Annotated in this window: 7 protein-coding genes; 2 read left to right on the plus strand and 5 right to left on the minus strand. The window is 60.8% G+C overall.

From position 1 onward, the window contains the following. Nucleotides 1-58: 58 nt before the first annotated feature. Together HDF12_RS11700 and HDF12_RS11705 are read right to left on the minus strand one after the other, a co-directional pair. Nucleotides 59-6,022: a beta strand repeat-containing protein gene (locus HDF12_RS11700; protein ID WP_179583043.1), complete on the minus strand. Its 5,964-nt coding sequence runs from the start codon at nt 6,020-6,022 to the stop codon at nt 59-61. Nucleotides 6,023-6,125: 103 nt separating this feature from the next. Further along, nucleotides 6,126-6,788 (minus strand): HAD family hydrolase, encoded by a 663-nt coding sequence (locus HDF12_RS11705; protein WP_179583044.1) that lies wholly within the window; start codon nt 6,786-6,788, stop codon nt 6,126-6,128. 376 nt (nt 6,789-7,164) lie between these two features. Here HDF12_RS11705 and HDF12_RS11710 point away from each other — a divergent pair, with 376 nt between their 5' ends. Further along, nucleotides 7,165-10,680 carry a TonB-dependent receptor gene (locus HDF12_RS11710; RefSeq protein ID WP_179583045.1) on the plus strand — a complete coding sequence of 1,172 codons (3,516 nt, stop codon included), beginning with the start codon at nt 7,165-7,167 and terminating at the stop codon, nt 10,678-10,680. 161 nt (nt 10,681-10,841) lie between these two features. On the opposite strand, the gene HDF12_RS11715 is transcribed toward HDF12_RS11710, so the two are convergent. Beyond that, the gene (locus HDF12_RS11715) at nt 10,842-11,708 is read right to left on the minus strand and encodes a hypothetical protein (RefSeq protein ID WP_179583046.1); all 867 of its coding nucleotides are present in this window, start codon (nt 11,706-11,708) and stop codon (nt 10,842-10,844) included. Nucleotides 11,709-11,837: 129 nt separating this feature from the next. Here HDF12_RS11715 and HDF12_RS11720 point away from each other — a divergent pair, with 129 nt between their 5' ends. Then, nucleotides 11,838-12,998 (plus strand): pyridoxal phosphate-dependent aminotransferase, encoded by a 1,161-nt coding sequence (locus HDF12_RS11720; RefSeq protein WP_179583048.1) that lies wholly within the window; start codon nt 11,838-11,840, stop codon nt 12,996-12,998. A gap of 75 nt (nt 12,999-13,073) precedes the next feature. Here the strand turns inward: HDF12_RS11720 and HDF12_RS11725 are convergent, their stop codons facing one another. Beyond that, nucleotides 13,074-13,703 (minus strand): MBL fold metallo-hydrolase, encoded by a 630-nt coding sequence (locus HDF12_RS11725; protein ID WP_179583050.1) that lies wholly within the window; start codon nt 13,701-13,703, stop codon nt 13,074-13,076. A gap of 83 nt (nt 13,704-13,786) precedes the next feature. Further along, nucleotides 13,787-14,086 (minus strand): preprotein translocase subunit SecG, encoded by a 300-nt coding sequence (gene secG, locus HDF12_RS11730; protein ID WP_179583052.1) that lies wholly within the window; start codon nt 14,084-14,086, stop codon nt 13,787-13,789. Between the last annotated feature and the right edge of the window lie 466 nt (nt 14,087-14,552).

The raw sequence follows: 14,552 nt of genomic DNA on the forward strand, positions 1-14,552 counted from the left end.
AAAGGCACGGCAACAGCAAAAGCAAATGAACAAAAAGCGAGTCTTGTCGCGTGACTGCTTAGTGGCGGGCGGTGACGACGAGGTTGAGGGTTACGGTCTGGCTGAGTTCGACGCCGGTGGTGGAGGTGGCGGTGACTTGATATTGGTAGGTGCCGGGTGGGGTGAAGCGGAGGTTGGGGTCGGTGGCGCCGCTGCCGCAGCCGGAGAGCCAGAGAGCGGGCAGGGTGAGGAGGATGGCGAATAAGAGCAGGCGGATGGGGTGGGATTTTTGCGGGCTGCGGGATGTTGATTTCCAGAAGAAGAGGAGCGAGAGAGGGAGGAGGCAGAGCAGGGTGCGGTTGCGCGTGTTGTGAGTGTCTTGGGAGGTAGTGGGTGGGACGGACTCGGCTACGGTGTTGAGGTTGGCGATGGAGTTTTGTGCGCCGCTGTTGAGGGCGATGCTGGAGGGCAGGAGAGAGCAGGTGGCGTAGGCGCCGGGGTTGATGGGGGTGCAGTTGAGGATGACGGTGCCGGAGAAGCCGGACTGCGGGGTGAGCTGGAGGGTGTAGTCGGCGGCCTGCTCGCTGGGGATGGTGAGGGTGGCGGAGGAGCCTCCGTTGACGGTGAGGGTGAAGGTGCCGCCGGAGACGCCGGTTCCGGTGAGGGGGATGTTGAGGTTCTGGAGGCCGGTGTTGGGGTCGGTGGAGGTGATGGTGCCGTTGCGCGGGCCGAGGGCGGTGGGCGCGAAGGTGACGGTGATCTGGCAGCTGTTGCCGGGGGTGAGCGTGGTAGAGGTGCAGGGGACGGTGATGTTGTAGTCGCCGGTGATGGTGAGGGCGAGGTTGGTGATGGGGGCGGTGCCGGTGTTGGTGAGGGTGATGGTCTGGGCGGCGGAGGCTCCGAGGGCGATGCTGCCGAAGTTGAGGGTGGAGGGGGTGGTTTGGAGGTGAGATTGGATGCCGGTGCCGGTGACGGGGTATTCGATGGGCAGGGTCGAGGCGGAGGAGCGGATGGAAAGTAATCCGTTGATGGTCGCTGCGGTGGTGGGGGTGAAGGTGACTTGCTCGGTGCAACTGGTGGAGGGGGCGAGAGTGTTGCCTTCGGTGGGGCAGTCGCCAGTGGCGGTGTAGGGGCCGACGGCGAAGATTGTCTGGATGGCGATGGGCGCCGTGGTGATGTTGGTGATCTGGACGGGGAGGGTGGCGGTGGTGCCGACCTGGACGCTGCCGAAGTTGAGGGTGAAGGGGGAGAAGTCGAGCGGGGAAGGGTTGGCGACGCCGAAGAGCGAGATGAACTCGAGTGCGGTGCTGGAGTCGGAGGTGATCTCGAGTGCGGAGATGCGGTTGGAGATGGAGTTGGGGAAGTTGGGTTGCGGGGTGAAGCTGATGTTGATGACGCAGCTGGCGGAGGGGACGAGGGCGCCGAGGCAGTTGGTTTGAACGGTGAAGTCGGGGGTCGATAGGATGCGGGTGATTTGGATGGTGGTGGTGCCGGTGTTGGAGAGGGTGACGGATTGGGTGTCGCTTTGGTCGCCTACCTGGGTGGCGGGGAAGGTGAGGGAGCTTTGGGAGAGAGCGTAGGAGACTAAGGGGGCGGTGTTGGAGGGGGCGGCGACGGTGATGGGGGCGGCTCGGCCGGTGAGGGTGAGGAGGTCGGGGCCGGTGAGGGCGTCGCTTTCGATGATGAGGGTGCCGGAGTCGGGTGTGGCGGGGCCGGGGGTGGTGCTGGTCTGGTTGATGGGGGTGTAGGTGAGGGTCGCGGTGCAGCTTTGGTTGGCGGCGAGGGTGTTGCCGCAGTTGGTGGCGGTGATGAGGAAGGGCCACTGGCTGGTGAGGCGGCGGATGGTGAGGGTGGTGGTGCCGGTGTTGGTGAGGGTTACGGTCTGCGTGGCGCTTTGGCCGGAGCTGACCTGGCCGAAGTCGAGGACGGTTTGGCCGGGAATGATGTTGCCGGTGATGGTGAGGGTGGCGGCGCCGATGCCGAAGCCCTCGACAAAGCCGAGGCCGTTGAGGGTGGCGGAGCCGTCGGTGGGGGTGGCCTGGGCGAAGAGGGTGCCGGTGATGTCGCCATTGGTGAGGGGGAGGAAGGTGACGTTGAAGTTGCAGGAGGCGTTGGGGGCGAGGGCGGCGCAGGCGGGCCCGTTGAGGACGAACTGGCGAGGGAGGGCGATGTTGAGGGCGAGAGATTTGGCGGTGAGGTTGGTGATGGTGAACTGGCGGGTTCCGCCGAGGGTGCTGGTGGGGGCGGAGCCGTAGTTGGCCTGGTTGGGGAGGATCTGGAGGCCTGCGCTCTCGGTGGTGTAGGCGCCGGAGAGCGGGACGGTGTAGGTGGTGGGGCCGGTGGCGGAGCTGGTGACAGGGATTTGGAGGGCGTCGGTGACGGTGGCGGTGGTGGGGATGAAGTTGACTGTGATGCTGCAGGCTGCGGCGGGGGCAAGGGTCGTGCAGTTGTTGGTGGAGGAGAAGCTGGCGGTGGTGTTGGTGGGGGTTCCGATCTGGAGGACGGCGGTGCCGGTGTTGGTGAGGATGATGTTTTGTTGCGTGGCGGTGGGGCCGGGGACGTTGTTGAAGGTGAGGGCGGTGGGGTTGAGGGACAGGCCGGGGTCAGGGGCGGCGAAGCCAGTGAGGGTGGCGGTGATGGGGCCGGTGGAGGCCTGAAGGGTGAGGGTGCCGGTGCGGGAGCCGGTCGTGGTGGGGGCGAAGGCGACGTTGAAGAAGCAGGAGGCGTTGGGGGCGAGAGGGCCGTTGCAGGCGGAGCCGCCGGTGGGGGCGGTGCTGACGGCGAAGTCGCCGGTGAGGGTGGGGGCGGTGAGGGTGACGGGGTTGGTGGTCAAGTTGGTGAGGGTGAAGAGTGTGGGGGCGGTGGTGCTGTTGACGGGGACGGTGCCGAAGTCCTGCGTTGTGGGGCTGAGGATGAGGCCGGAGAGGGCTATGCCGGTTCCGGTGAGCGTGAGGGGCGATGGGGTACCGGAAGAGGAGGAGGTAAGGGTGAGAGAGGCGGTTTGGGCGCCGGGTGTGGAGGGGGTGAACTGCACTCCGAGCCAGCAGTTGGTGCAGGAGCCGGTAAAGGTGGAGACGAAGGCGGAGGTGGGTGGCTGGCCGTGGCCGAAGCCGATGTCTTCGATGAGGATGGTTTTGAAGTCCGGGGCGGAGGTGGTGGCAGTGAGGGTGCTGAAGGGGGAGGTGATCTTGTACCACTGCACATCGGGCTGGCCGACGAGGACGCTTCCGAAGGCAAGGGTGTTGTTGGGGGCGGTGACGATGGGGGAGCCGGTGCCGCTGAGGGTGACGTACGCGGGAGTAGAGTTTCCGGCCGTGACGGAGAGGAGGCCCTGACGGGTGCCGGGTTGTGACGGAGCGAAGGTGAGCACGACGGTGCAGGTCGCGTTGCCGGCGAGGGTGGCGGGGCAGTCGGTGGCGTCGGTGAAGTCGCCGGTGAGGGTGAGGGCGAGGGGGAAGGCGACGGGGCCGATGTTGCCGATGGTGACGGTCTGGGTGGTCGAGGAGGTGCTGGTGACGAGGACCGCGTTGGGAAAGCTGATGGTGGCGGGGGTGACGGTGAGGTTGGGGTTGGCGGATTGGCCGATGCCGGTGGGTTGGGGTTTGGTGGTGCCGGTGATGAGGACGGTGAGGCCTTCGTCGAGGGTGAGGGTGGTGGAGTCGGCTGAGGGGGCGACGGGGGATTGGTAGTCGATCTCGAGCTGGCAGACGGTGTGGGGGTTGAGCGTGGTGGGGCAGAGGTCGGTGAGGGTGAAGGGAGCCTGCAGGGTGACGGGGGTGTGGGTGACGGCGTTGGCGGAGTTGTTCGAGAGATAGAGGTAGCGGGGGAGGCGTGGGCTGGCGTTGCCTGCGGTTCCGAATTGGGTGCCGAAGTCGATCTCGGTGGCGGAGAGGTTGAGGTCGGTGGGTTGGGTGTAGGCGGTGAGGAGGACCGCGTCGGTGCCGATGATGCGATAGGCCGTGACGAAGCTGCCGGTCGCCGTGGCCGGGGCGGTAAGGGCAAGGGTGAGGTGACAGACTCCGCCTGGAGGAAGGACGTCGTCGCCGGGAGTGGTGGAGGCCGGACAGTCAGTGGATTGCACGCTGAAGTCGTACTGCGGGGGAACGGGTTGCAGGGTGGCGTCGCCTGCGTAGAAGGTCTGGGGGAGCTGGCTGAGATTGCTGATGGTGATGGTTCGTGTGGTGGCAGGACTGGTGGCGGTTTGAATGCCGAAGTCCAGCTCTTTGGGAGAGACGACAATGGGGTTGGGGGAGGAAGCTGTGGCGGGAAGATTCACGGTCTGCGTGATGGCGTTGGATGCTTGCGCGGTGACGGTACCGGGATTGCTGCTGGTGCTGGTGAGGGCGATGCTGCAGCCTGCGCCGGGGGCTAGGGTGGTGGGGCAGTCGCTGGCTAGGGTGAAGTTGGTGGCGGTGAGCTGGAGGTTGGTGGCGGCGATGCTGCCGAGGTTACGCAGGGTGAGGTTGGGGGCGTCGTCGGTGGAGAGGGCAAGGCTGGGGGCGGCGGTGTTGGGGTTTAGTTTTGCGAGGTAGGCGGCGGATCCGGCGCAGAGGCTGCCGGTGCAGGAGGCAGCGGGGAGTGCGGCGGAGCGCAGGGTCGATGGGAGAGCAGAGGTGGGAGTGTTGGTGAGCGGGAGATCGTAGGTTTCGGTGGCGAGCAGGCTTGCGCTGGCGGTGGGAGATGCGCTGCCGGCGAAGGTGGGTTGGCCGAGGGAGTCGACGGTGAGGCCGGTGAGTGTGACGGGTGCGCTGGCGAAGGGGAGGTTGGTGGTGGGAAGGCCGCCGAGGCGGATGGTCTGGTCGATTGTGTTCTGCTGAGTCACGCGGAGGGCGTAGCTGTTGCCGATGTTGGAGAGCGCGGTGAGAGGGAGCAGCCATGCGGGGTTGGCTGTGAGTTCGCCGGTAAGGGTGCCTGCGACCCATGCGGCGCCGGAGGGTCCGGGTGCGACGGAGGATTGTGTGCCGGGTGCGAGGAGGTCGGAGGTGAGGAGGGTGCTGCCGTCGAGGGAGAGGCGGAGGAGGGTCTGATAGTTGGTGTTGACCAGCGGGGAGGAGACGGTTGCGATGGGGAACTGGCCGGGGGCGATGGAGCCGGTGAGGAGGAGAGTCTGGGTGGCGGGGTCTTGCGGCGAAGGAGCGATGACGAGCGAGGAGATGCCCGGGCCGGGGATGAAGGTGGAGAAGACGATGCCGTCGCCTGCGGGGGTGAGTTTGGTGAGGAAGCCGGAGGTGGCGGTGAGGAGGTCGGGGATGATGGCAGAGAGGGTTGGGTAGCCGCTGGAGGTGGTATAGCCGGCGATGTAGGCGTTGTCGGATGTGTCGGCGGCGATGGCGGCGGGGGCGGTGTTGCCGTTTTGGCCGCTGAGGTAGGTGGCGAAGAGGAGTGTGGTTCCGGTGGTGTTGAATTTTTCTACGAAGCCGTTTTGCAGAGAGCCGGAGGCGGGGGACTGGATGATGCCGGAGGGGGTGACGGGGAGCGCGGAGCTGAAGATGCTGCCGGTGAGGAAGACGGCGTCGGCTGTGGCAGCGATGGCGGAGGCGGCGGTGCGCGGGCTTCCGGCGTAGGTGACGAAGAGCGCATTCAAGTTCTGATCGAATTTGCCGATGTACGAATTAATAGACGTATCCGCCGCGTTGGGAAAGGCTGCGCCGGCGGTTGTGTAGAGGTTGCCGGAGGTTGTGGTCCCGGTGATGTAGAGGTTGCCTGCGGGGTCAAGCGTCATGGCCAGGCCGATGTCGCCGCTGGAGCCTAGATGAGTTTGTGCGAGGATGTTGGTCGCGGTCGGATCGGTTTTGAGGAGGCGGATGCCGTCGCCCTGGTCGAGCAGGAGGTAGAGGTTGCCGGCGGAGTCAGATTGGATGGCGTTGAACTGCGCGTGGTGCGAGTTTGCGGGATCGGGGTTCGATGAGCCAAGCAGCCCGGCGAAGAGTAGCTGCTGCGGGCCAGTGGCCTGTGCGGCCAGGGGCAGGGAGGCGACAAGGAGGAGAGCGGTGACGCCGCAGAGACCGGCAAGTACACGTCGGAGAGAGAGCGGTGTCTTCATGTTTTGTTAGCTGCGGGCGGTACGCTGGTGCAGCCTGACCTTAAATATTCCTTGTGGCGGAACTGTTGTGATGGAGGAATTTATCGAAGACGTTACGGAAGTACTATAGCTTCCCGTTTTGGGAGTCCGTATGCCGCTCAAGTTGTAGGAGGTAGTTGAGTCCGCGGGCGCGCATCTCCTGCTCGAATGCGGGGTGTGTGGAGTACTGGATGGCCTGCATGCCGGTGGCGATAGCAGCGGCGATGTTCTCTGATTTGTCGTCGATGAAGAGGATATTTTCGGGCTGGGTCTGGAGGCCCTCGGCGGCGTGCTGGTAGATTTCGGGCTCGGGCTTTGCGCGATTGACGGCGTGGGACCAGGTGTGGTGGTCGAAGGATTCGATCCATGCGTGGCGGGCGCGGAGGCCGGTCTCCATGGCGTCGGGCATGTTGGAGAGGATGCCGGTGCGGATGCCGGCGCGCTGGAGTTGGTCGACCCAGTCGAGCATAGGCGGATTGAGGGTGGACCAGAGGTCGGTGTCGGCGGCGATGAGTTGGGCGAGTTGCGTGGGCGTGATGACGATGCCAGCGCCTGCGGCGGCTTTGTGCCAGAAGGATTCGGCGTTGAGATCGCCGCGGTCGTAGGCGTGGCGGTGAGCCCAGTACTCGCGGTGGAGCACCTCTTCACTGAGGCCAGTGATGGTGCGCAGGCGGGTCCAGGCATTGGGATCAGGCTCGCCGGAGAGGACCATGCCGTAGTCGAAGAGGATTGCTTTTACTAATGCCATGAGAGGCCATTGTAAGGCAGTGGTTTGAACATCGGCACATCCGCCTGGTGATGGGATGGGAGGATGAGGTTGAAGTGGTAGGGCCATTTGGAGCGTCCGAGAGATCTCTTCGAGCGTGTTCGGAGCGCGTGATTTCGATAGGAAATAGGTGTCTATACAGAATAAAGATGGACTTCAAACAAATGTCTTGACAGTGCTTCTTGCTATGCGGTCTTATAACTGAGTTTCAAACGTATAAGCTCGATCGCCCAAGGGATAGCGCTTCTTGCGAGCCGCCTTGCAGAACCAGGGAGGTGGTCTTGGGAAGTAGGAAAACCGCCCTCGAGAGCTGGCCATACACAAAGACAGACGCCGTATTTTTTAGGAGAGCCGTTCCATGAAAAGCAGAGTGTTGCAAAAGAGTTCGCTCTTCGCACTATTGATCGCGACTATCCTGGCTGGATTTACCGGGCCGAATGCTTCCGCACAACTGAGTACTGCGACGATGTTTGGTATTGTCACAGATTCGACGGGGGCGATCGTTCCCGATGCCACGGTTACGTTGACTCAGACGCAGACGAACTTCGTTCGCGTTACGAAGACCAATGACCAGGGCCAGTACCGCGCTGAGTTTCTACCGGTGGGACAATATACGGCCAAGGTGAGCGCAAGCGGATTCAAGGAGATTGTCCAGAACGGCATTGTCTTGACGGCGACGCAGCAGGCCGCGGTGAACTACGCGCTTGATATTGGCGGCGAGAGCACGATTGTGGAGGTGACCACGGAGATTCCACTGGTGAATGTTGGGAACTCGGTGCTTGGACGCACGGTTGATAACCGTGAGGTCGACAATCTGCCGATTGTAGGGCGCAACGTTTATCAACTGCTTAGCCTGACTCCAGGAATTCAGAACAGCCAGACGGAGAATACGATCGGCTTTCCCGGACAGCACGTGATTATCAATGGCTCTTCTGACAATATGGTCGGGCAGGTTACGTATTATCTCGACGGCGGCCTGAATATGACCGGGGTGCGTAATACCGGCAACGTTCTGCCGAATCCGGATGCGATCGATCAGTTTGCGGTACAGACGAGCAACTTCAGCGCGGAGTATGGGCGCACGGGTGCGGGCGTGGTTTCGGTACTGACGAAGTCGGGGACGAATCAGGTACATGGTTCGGTCTTCGAATTTCATCAGGAGACGAACTTCAACTCTAACGCGTGGCTGCAGACGACGAGGACGCCGCTGCACATCAATCGCTTTGGCGCTACTCTGGGCGGCCCGATCATCAAGGACAAGACGTTCTTGTTTGGCAGCTATGCCGGGTTGAGACAGGTTAGTCCGATTGAATTCAATACGGTTGTACCTGATGCTCTCCAGCGAGCCGGCAACTTCTCTGAGAACCTTCCTACGTCCACGACGATCGCGAAGGGGCTGGGTGCGTGTGCGACGGCACTGTCGGCCGCGGATAAATCGGTTACGGCTTATGGCGGAAGGTTTATCGTCTGCGACCCCGTGACGCATCAGCCTGTACCGGGCAATCGTCTCGATCTGGACCCGAACTATCATCCTGATCCCGTTGCTGCGGCGGTGCTGGCGAAGAATGTTCCGCTGCCTACGCCAGGTAGGACAGACAACAGGTTTATCGGAAATGAAGGGCTGCCGAATCAGACGGATGAGTTTCTGATCAAAGGCGATCAGCAGCTGACTGCGGCGCATCGATTGACGCTCGACTACTTTCAATCGAATGGAGCGCAGAGCAACCTTCCTTCGGGATCGAACCTGCCTGGATGGGCGGTGAACAATTATGTGTACAGACAGCAGACGGCTAATGTGAGCAATGTCTGGACGGTTTCGGCGCGGTCGGTGAACCAGGTGTGGCTGAGCTATACGCGGATGAATGCCGGCCGTGACAGCACGCCGGGAACTTCGCTGGCGGCTTATGGGTCGGACCTGAATGTGCAGGGGACGGCTTCGTTGCCGGATATCAGCGTGGCTAACTTCTTCCATCTTGCCAATGCGATCAGCGGCCCGGTTGCCGGGGATAACGTGTACGGGTTGCGGGACGTCTTCAATACCACTCGCGGAAAGCACTCGATCTTTGTGGGCGCCGAGATTTATCTGGAGAAGGACCGGCTTGAGACGCTGCTGAATAACTATGGCACCTTCAGCTTCGCAAACTCTACGGTTCCAAATACGGCATCCGGGCAGGCTACTTATGTGAAGACTGGAGCGGCGATAGCTGATTTTCTGATCGGTCACCCGAATACGATGGGTCAGGATTCGCCGGACGATGCGAATGCGAATTATTGGAACTATGGGTTCTTCGGGCAGGACGATTGGCGTATCACCCCGAAGCTGATACTCAATCTTGGGTTGCGCTATGACGTGCAGACGGCTCCTACCGATACGCAGCGTCGGTATGCCGTCTTCAAACCTGGTGTGCAATCTACCGTTTCGCCGAATGCGATTCTAGGGCAGTTGTTTCCTGGAGATCCAGGAGTACCGCAAGGCGGTGTCGATACGAACTACAACCACGTTTCGCCGCGTGTTGGTTTTGCGTTTGACCCGTATCGTGACGGCAAGACCGTCTTCCATGGCGGCGCTGGATTGTTCTTCGACACTATCGGCGGAAACGAGTGGATGCTTTCGCAGAACTTTCAGCCGTTCGCGGTGAGAGAGACAGCGGCGTTCAGTCATGTAACCAGCTTGCAGAATATCTACTCGACCGACTGCCAGGACTTCCAGGGTTGCACTTCGCCGTTTCCATACCTCTACGACAAGGTGAATCCACGGTACGTGTCTCCTGCGTCGCTGGTGTTCCTGCAGCAGGGGATGCGTTGGCCTTACAACGTCCAGGCCAACTTTGGGGTGCAGCAGCAGTTCACCAAGGATCTTGCTGTCAGCATCAACTACGTAGGAGCTTTCAGCCGGAAGCTGCCTCTGTACATCGATGCGAATGCGCCGATCTACAACACTGCGAATCCCGCGATGAACACGGCGACTAACTACAATTGTCGCCGTCCTTTCGACGCCCTTCCGTTCGGGAAGGGAACATCCTGCGCGAATCCTGCGGTGGGCTCGAAGTACATCAGTAATGCGTATGTGATCGAGGACGGACAAAACACAAACTACCATGGCCTTCAGGTCACGGTGGAGAAACGTCTGAGCCAGCACATCAGCGTTAATGGTTTTTATGTGTTCAGCAAGGCATTGTCGAGTGCGTCGCTTCAGACGACGGGCAACATTGGGAACAGTGGCGCGACCGAGCCTGAGGATTACTACAATCTTGGTCTTGAAAGACAGCGCACGGACAGCGACCAGCGCCATCAAGCGGTGATTGCTGCTGTGTGGAAGCCGGATTACTTTGGCAAATCCAACCGAGTGGTTCAGAACCTGCTGAATGGATGGTCCATCTCCGCCATTGTCACAATGCGAAGCGGGGTGCCGTTCAATATCACCAGTGGCACCGACGACAATATGGATGGAAACAACAACGATCGCCCGAACGTTGTGCCTGGAAAGATGGAGCGGGTGAACAGCTTTGGCGGGTCTCGCTCGCTTGAGAGAACGCAGTGGTTCGACACGAGCGCGTACTGCAGAGTGGGTTCCGCAGGATGTTCTGCCGGTACTGGAGCAGGAAACGTCGATGGCACCGTGAGCCCGAACTCCCTGAGCGGCCCTGGATACAAGGACATCGACGCGGCGATCTTCCGGGATTTTGCCATCTACGAACGAGTGAAGTTCCAGTTTCGTGGCGAGGCGACCAACGTTTTCAACTTCGTCAATCTGGGTACTCCCGGCGCGGTGCTGAGCAGTCCGAGCAATTTCGGTGTCATCTCCGCTCAGGCGACCACTCCACAGGGTTCAGGGATGCGAGTGATACAACTGGGAGGACGAATCCTCTTCTAACGCAGTTTGGAGAAAGCATAGGCGGGCGATGCGATTGCGTCGCCCCCTTTTGTTTGCGCGCCTATGCAGTAGCTTGGACTCGATTGATGGAGAGGGGCGTTACTTCATTCATAGATGAAAAGGCTTTTGTCTATGGGTAAGGGAGCGTTTTTTTGCGCCGATCAGGATTGGACGGCTTCCTTCACGTCTAGCTGGCTGGGTTGGGCATCTTTAGCGCGCATGTAGTAGTGCAGGCGAAGAAACTCCTTGCCCCAGAGGTGAAGGACATGGTCGGCGCGTGAGGCACCGTGCTCTGCGGCGTAGACGTGAATTGTCTCCTGCATGCTTTTGAGGTATTTCGTCCAGATGGTTCCGTCCCCTGCGTGAACGACGAAGTAGAAACCAGGGTCGCCGAATGTGTTTCCGGCCGAGGTGAGGAAGAATGATCCGTCAGGGCGTACTTCAGGTCGCATGACGACGACTGCGTTGCCGTTGGGCAGAGGGAAGACAACCTTGATACACGGAGTGGGATGACCGGGGATGGCGCAGATGGAGTAGGTGCCGGCGTAGATGACATTGCGTGTGGCATTCAGTTCGCGAACCCATGCGGTTTGAAGGAGGTCGCCGGTCGGCGTGTCGCGCAACTGGATGACGTTGCTGGTCATTCCCCTGGCGCTGTCGAGCGGGGATAAGGGGATGTTCATCTGTTGCAGACGACGGCTGAAGATAATTCCGAGAGCTTCTCCGAAAGGTTTGAAGAGTCCGTGCCACTGAGACCAGGCATCGATCGTGTACTCGGATGTGCGTTCGTAGAAGTTGCGAACTGGCGCTTCGACTTGGGTGATATCGGCAGAGCTTCCGGAGAGAAGAGTTAGATCGTCGACCAGGCCTCGGCCTCCGGTTTGAACTACTTGGAGGTTGTGTTGCCGGGCGTAGTTGAGGAAGAAGTCTTTGCCGATCAGACGAGTGTTGCCTATGGGGCCGTCGAGCCAGAGATGATCTTTGAGGAGGAGACGGCGGCCAGCGATCTGGACCCATCGCTGAGTCACCCAGTCGCTTAGATTTCCTCGTCTGTCACCCAGCCAGATCACGCCAGATTATTACACACGGCCTTGAAGTTGGTGGCTGATGGTGGACGGACAGCGAGCTGGGTTCGCTGACCGATTTAGCATGGGAGGGTGAGCTATCGGTTCTCGGCGCGGACGGGTTGGGATGTGGGGGAGAGTGGGTTCGCGGCTGCGATTCGCGAGGCGCGGGCGGCGGGGCGGGAGTTGGTGGATCTGACGGTGTCGAACCCTACGATTTGCGGGTTTGACTATGACGCCGAGGCTGTTCTTGCTCCGCTGGCGAGCAGGGAGGCCATGACGTACGATCCTGATCCGCGAGGGATGCGCTTTGCGCGGGAGGCGGTGGCGGGGTACTACGGGGATCATGGTGCGGCGGTTGATCCTGATAGCGTCGTGCTGACGACAAGTACGAGTGAAGGGTATGGGTTTCTGTTTCGGCTGTTGTGCGATGCGGGCGATGAGGTGCTGGTGGCGCAGCCGAGTTATCCGCTGTTCGATTTTCTGGCGGACCTGGAGGATGTGCGGCTGAAGCCTTACCCACTGTTCTATGACTACGGATGGTGGATCGATTTTGCGGAGCTGGAGCGTCGGATTGGGCCGAGGACAAAGGCAATTGTTGTAGTGCATCCGAACAATCCGACGGGGCACGCTACGGGGGCAGGGGAGCGGGGACGGCTGGAGGAGATCTGTGCGCGGTTTGGGTTGGCGCTGATTGTGGATGAGGTGTTTCTGGATTATCCGCTGGAGGAGGGTGCGAGGCTAACGAGCTTTGCTGCGGGTCCGCATCCGGTGCTGACGTTTGTGTTGAGCGGGATGAGCAAGATTGCAGGGCTGCCGCAGATGAAGGTTGGTTGGATTGTGGGGTTCGGGCCGGAGGGGGATCGAGGTCAGGCGATGGGGAGGCTGGAGGTCGTTGCGGATACCTTCTTGTCGATGAACGCGCCGATGCAGAGGGCACTGCCGGTGTGGTTGGCGAGAAGGCGGGGGATTCAGGGACAGATTCTGGATCGGGTAAGTGGGAATCTGAAGATTGCGGTTGGGGGTTTGGTTGAGGTGCTTAGGGTGGAGGCTGGGTGGAGTGCGATTCTGCGGTTGCCCCAGCGTCTCGGCGAAGAAGATGATGCGGGGCTGTTGCTACGGGAGGCGGGGGTGGTCGTGCATCCGGGGAGGTTTTACGGGATCCACGAAGCTGGGCGGGTAGTGGTGAGTCTGCTGGGGCCTGTGGGCGATTTTGCGGAGGGTATTTCGAGGATCAAAAGGGTAACTAGGTAGAACCACGGTAGTTACTAGTTCATGTGATGCATGTAAAGCTGTAATTTCATTTTTATCTATAACTCATTGTTTTTATTAGGTTTGAAGGAATGGGTTAGAATCCTTTTCCACGCCGATCGTTGTTCTGGAGCCGTGGCCGGGAATGACAGTGACGTCGTCGGGCAGGGTGAGGAGGCGGTCGTGGATCGAGGAGAGAAGCTTGCGGATGTCGCCGCCGGGAAGGTCGGTCCGGCCCACAGAGCCGGCGAAGAGGGTGTCTCCGGCGAGGAGGAGGGTTTGGGCTGGAAGGTAGAGACAAACGCTGCCTTGGGTGTGGCCGGGTGTGTGGATGATGGAGCCGGCGAGACCGGTGATGGCCATCAGCTTGCCGTCTTCGAGTGTGTCGTCGGGGGTTGGAACGGTTGGGGTTGGGATTCCTAGCCAGCCTGCCTGGATGTCCATCATTTTGACCAAGGGGAGGTCTTGCTGGTTGTAGAGGATGGGAGCGCCTGTTAGCTGCTTGAGGCGATGGGCTCCGGCGATGTGGTCGATGTGGGCGTGGGTGATGACGATCTTTTTGACGGTCAGGTTGTGGGTGGCTAAGACGGCTATGATTCGTGGGATGTCGTCGCCGGGGTCTACGACGATGGCCTCGTGAGAGGTTTCATCTCCCAGGATGGAGCAGTTGCATTGCAGCGGGCCGACAGCGAGAATCTCGTGGATCATGGGGGGTTTGAGCCTTCATGGGGAGTTTTTGGGAATGAAAAATGCGCAAGCCGAGGGCCTGCGCATCTCTGAAGATTTATGAGCTACTTCTTGGCGGGCGTCGTCTGGCTGGTGGGGTGAGCGGTGCCGGAGAGGACGGAGTGGTCGCCACTGGCGCGCGAGAGCAGGATGGTAAGGCCAATAGAGGTGAGCATGAAGACGATCGCCGAGTAGGTGGTGAGCTTGGTGAGAAGGTTGGCTGCGCCGCGAGGACCGAAGGCGGTCTGCGATCCCTGGCCGCCGAAGGCTCCCGCGAGGTCGGCGGACTTGCCCTGCTGTAGGAGGACTACGCCAATGAGAAAGAGACAGACGATAACGTGAATGATGACGAGAAGAATAACCATCGGAGCTGCTTGCTACCTCTTGAGGCCCGGAGAGTTGATGTCCGGAGAATGTTCGGGATCGGTGCGGAGCAGGAGATGAGCCCCGCGCGCCTTGCGGCGTCGCACCTAAACCTAAGACCTAGTGTATCACCGGGTATTGAGGAAAGCCCAGCTGGCGCTGGCCTTGGGGCGCTGGCTTTTTAACGGATTTTGTGTGCGTCCTGACCTATAAGACGGCGGCTTCTGGCGGAAATGGGTTGATACGGGGGTGGTGTTCTGAATCGAAAGTTCACAACAGACTGAATGGGGTCGGTGGCAGCAGAATCTTGCCGGACGATAAGGAACAGGCAACGGCATGAAGAAGTGGGTCGGAAAGGGACGAGCGGTTTGGGCAGGATGGAGTTCATCGGGGATCCTTCCCCTTCGACAGGCTCAGGGTCAGGATGACAGCAAGGGCGTGATGCGGGCTTGAGTCAGGTCGTCGGGG

The organism is Tunturiibacter gelidiferens, assembly GCF_013410115.1.
GTDB lineage: Bacteria > Acidobacteriota > Terriglobia > Terriglobales > Acidobacteriaceae > Edaphobacter > Edaphobacter gelidiferens.